A 3,187-nucleotide genomic window follows, 5' to 3' on the forward strand; every position below is an offset into this window, starting at 1 on the left:
CGACATAGTCATTGGCGTCACCCGACACCTCCAGCTTCAAACCCCGCACCGCAAAAGCGCCCAAGGACTGCCCGCATGATCCCGACAGCTTCACCGTCAAATGGTCCTCCTGCAAGGAATTGCGCATCCCGAACCGCTTGACGATATGGCTGGAAGCCCGCGTGCCGATGGTGCGATGGGTGTTGCGCACGGCATAGGACAACTGCATCTTTTCGCCATCCTCAAAGAACCGCGCGCCGTCCTTGACGATCTCCGCGTCCAGCGTATCGGGCACCGCGTTGCGCGGTCTGGTGCGATCATAGGTGATCCGATGCGCACCATCGACGGTGATGAGCAGCGGGTTCAGATCGAGGTCATCCAGATGCGCCGAACCCCGACTGACTTGGGAAAGCAAATCCGCCCGCCCGATGATCTCATCCAAAGACCGCGCGCCGATGGCGGCCAAAATCTCCCGCACTTCCTGCGCGTAGAAGGTGATCAGGTTCACCACCTTATCTGCCGTTCCGGTGAATTTCTTGCGCAACTCATCGCTTTGCGTGCAGACCCCGACCGGGCAGGTGTTGCTTTGGCACTGCCGCACCATGATGCAGCCCATCGCGATCAGCGCTGCGGTGCCAATCCCATATTCCTCTGCCCCCATCATCGCGGCCATCACAATATCGCGACCAGTGCGAAGCCCGCCATCGGTGCGCAGCGTTACCCGTTCGCGCAGGTTGTTCATCGACAAAACCTGATGCGCCTCGGTCAGACCCATTTCCCACGGCAGACCCGCGTATTTGATGCTTGTCGCAGGCGACGCGCCGGTGCCACCGTTATGCCCGGAAATCAGAATCACATCGGCTTTCGCCTTGGCGACCCCCGCCGCAATCGTGCCGACACCGCTGGACGATACCAGCTTCACCGTCACCTTGGCGCGCGGGTTGATCTGTTTCAGGTCATAGATCAGCTGCGCCAAATCCTCGATGGAATAGATATCGTGGTGCGGCGGCGGCGAAATCAATGTCACCCCCGGCGTCGAAAGCCTGAGCCGCGCGATCAAAGCGGTCACCTTCATCCCCGGCAACTGCCCGCCCTCACCCGGTTTTGCGCCTTGCGCAACCTTGATCTCCAATTCCTCGCAAGCGTTCAGATATTCCGCCGTGACGCCAAAGCGCCCCGATGCCACCTGCTTGATCTTGGCAGACGGGTTGTCGCCATTCGCCTCTGGCTGGAAATGCGCCGGGTCTTCGCCGCCCTCGCCCGAATCCGACTTCGCACCGATCCGGTTCATCGCCACGCTCAGCGTCTTGTGCGCCTCAGGCGACAGCGCCCCAAGGCTCATCCCCGGCGTCACAAAGCGCTTGCGGATTGAGGTGATCGATTCCACTTCCTCAATCGGCACCGGTTTGCCAAGGCTTTTGATATCCAGCAAATCGCGCAGATGGATCGGCGGATTGGCCCGCATTGCCGCTGAATACTGCTTCCAGATGTCAAAGCTGGCGCGGTCGCAGGCCGATTGCAGCATATGCATGGTCTGCGCTTCCCAAGCGTGCTTTTCACCCGACCGCCGCGCCTTGTAAATCCCGCCAATCGGCAGAATATCCGACCCGCCGCGCCACCCCCGCGCGTGGACCTCCTCCAGTTTCCGCTGAATGCCCGAAACGCCAATCCCGGAAATCCGGCTTTGCATACCGGGGAAATATTCCGCCACCATCGCGCGGCTCAATCCCACCGCTTCAAAATTCAATCCGCCGCGATAGGAGGACAAAACCGAAATCCCCATCTTCGACATTATTTTCAGCAGGCCCGCGTCAATCGCATCGCGGTAGCGCCGCATCGCTTCGGTCAAACCACCGTCAATCAAGCCGCGATCAATGCGGTCGGCAATGCTGTCTTGCGCCAGATAGGCGTTCACCGTGGTCGCACCGCACCCGATCAGCACCGCGAAATAATGCGGATCAATACATTCCGCCGACCGCAGGTTGACCGAGCAGAACGTCCGCAGCCCTTTGCGCGTCAGCCACGAATGCACCGCAGAAGTCGCCAGAATCATCGGCATCCCGATCCGCTCCGGCCCCTGATGTTCATCCGTCAGCACCAGATGCCCGGCACCCGAACGCACCGCGTCTTCCGCCTCTGCCCGGATCCGTTCCAATCCGTGGCGCAGCGCGTCCGGCCCAATCGGGAAGGTGCAATCAATCACGGAAACTGTCGGCCCGAAATGCTCCATCATCGCGTCAAATTCGGCATTGGCGATGAACGGGCTTTCCAGAAGAAGAATCTCGGTCTGGCTGCTGTCCTCATCCAGCACGTTTTTCAGGTTGCCGAAGCGTGTCTTCAGGCTCATCACCCGGCTTTCGCGCAGGCTGTCAATCGGCGGATTGGTGACTTGGCTAAAGTTTTGCCGAAAGAAATGCGACAGCGGGCGGTAGACACTCGACAGCACGGCGGCAGGCGTATCGTCGCCCATCGAGGCGATCATTTCCTTGCCGTCTTCGGCCATCGGCGCCAGAACCTGCTCCAATTCCTCCACCGAATAGCCCGCAGCAATCTGCCGTTTGCGCAATTGTGACCCGCTGAAACCCGCAACTTCCGGCAGGTTGACCAGAAACTCATTCAGCTCAACAACCTTTTCGATCCAGTCGCCAAAGGGTTGCGCCGCGGCCAGTTTGTCCTTCAAAACCCCGTCATGGTAAAGTTTTCCCTCCACCATATCGACCGCGATCATCTGCCCCGGCCCAAGTGCGCCCTTTTCGCGAATGGTTGCCTCATCCACCGGCACCATCCCCGCCTCTGACCCGGCAATCAGCAACCCGTCCCCGGTGACGACATAGCGCATCGGGCGCAACCCGTTGCGGTCCAGGCCGCCGCACACCCAGCGCCCATCGGTCATCGCCAGCGCCGCAGGCCCGTCCCACGGCTCCATCACGGCATTGCAATAGGCATACATATCAGCCCATTCCTTCGGCATGTCGGTCGTGGTCTTGCTCCAGGCCTCCGGCACCAGCATCGTCTTGGTGAACGGCGCATTCCGCCCTGACCGCACCATCATTTCAAACACCGCATCCAGCGCACCGGAATCCGAAGTGCCCGCCGGGATGATCGGCTTGATATCCTCTGCCATCTCGCCAAAACTGTTCGAGGCCATGCGAATCTCATGGCTCCGCATCCAGTTCACGTTGCCTTTCAGCGTGTTGATCTCGCCGTT

1 protein-coding gene is annotated in these 3,187 nt (G+C 60.2%); it reads right to left on the minus strand.

Annotated elements, in window-relative coordinates:
• A partial coding sequence (gene gltB, locus L0H65_RS17090; protein WP_301460431.1) for a glutamate synthase large subunit occupies positions 1-3,187 on the minus strand: 3,187 nt, incomplete at both ends.

Source organism: Pseudorhodobacter sp. (genome assembly GCF_030452865.1).
Classification (GTDB): Bacteria; Pseudomonadota; Alphaproteobacteria; order Rhodobacterales; family Rhodobacteraceae; genus Pseudorhodobacter.